General features: G+C 24.1%; 1 protein-coding gene. It reads left to right on the top strand.

The features are described from left to right. The first annotated feature begins 37 nt into the window (after positions 1 to 37). On the top strand, positions 38 to 706 hold the full coding sequence (locus tag VN21_RS00215) for a response regulator transcription factor (RefSeq protein ID WP_046821492.1): 669 nt from the start codon (positions 38 to 40) through the stop codon (positions 704 to 706). The last annotated feature ends 108 nt before the right edge of the window (positions 707 to 814 follow it).

Here is an 814-nt window from a genome sequence, read left to right as displayed (position 1 = left end):
TTATTAGGATTAATGATATCTAAAGAAAGGATTTCATATGAAAAAGATACTTATAATAGAGGATGAAAAAAATATATCTTCATTTGTTAAAATGGAATTAGAATTTGAAGGATATATAACTCAAGTTATAGAAGACGGAAAACAAGGATTATATGAAGCTCTAAATAAAGATTATGATTTAATCTTATTAGATTTGATGCTTCCAAGTCTTAATGGAATAGAGATATGTAGAAGATTAAAAAAAGAAAAAAACACACCTATAATTATGTTGAGTGCAAAAGATAGTGTTATGGATAAAGTATCAGGACTTCAGATGGGAGCTGACGACTATGTATCAAAGCCATTTGCAATTGAGGAGTTATTAGCGAGGATTCAAGTTGTTTTTAGAAGAGATAATAACTCAAATCCTAAAATTTTAAATTTTAAAGATTTATCTATAAATATAGACTCTAGAGTAGTAAAAAAAGGTGATGAAGAATTAAATTTAACTAATAAGGAATATGAACTATTATTATATCTTATGGAAAATAAAGAGAAGGTTATATCGAGATTTAGCCTATTAGAAAGTGTTTGGGGATATAATTATGAAACAGAAACAAATGTTGTAGATGTTTATGTAAGGCATTTAAGAAATAAGCTAGATACTGAAGACAAAGAAGAATATATAAAAACAGTAAGATCTATAGGGTATATAATGAGATCTTAATAATATTAAAATGTAGAAAACAAAACATATAATCTAATTTTATTAGGTTATATGTTTTATTTTTTTATTTTGTTTTTAATCAAATTTTCATTTTTACTTAATTTTATT

It is taken from the genome of Paraclostridium benzoelyticum, from assembly GCF_001006285.1.
Classification (GTDB): domain Bacteria; phylum Bacillota; class Clostridia; order Peptostreptococcales; family Peptostreptococcaceae; genus Paraclostridium; species Paraclostridium benzoelyticum.
Note: the sequence above shows the minus strand (reverse complement) of the source record. Positions and strands in the feature narration are given on the sequence as shown.

Coding starts and splice junctions, on each gene's coding strand:
- VN21_RS00215 (WP_046821492.1), top strand. CDS start 38: ATGAAAAAGATACTTATAATAGAGGATGAAAAAAATATATCTTCATTT.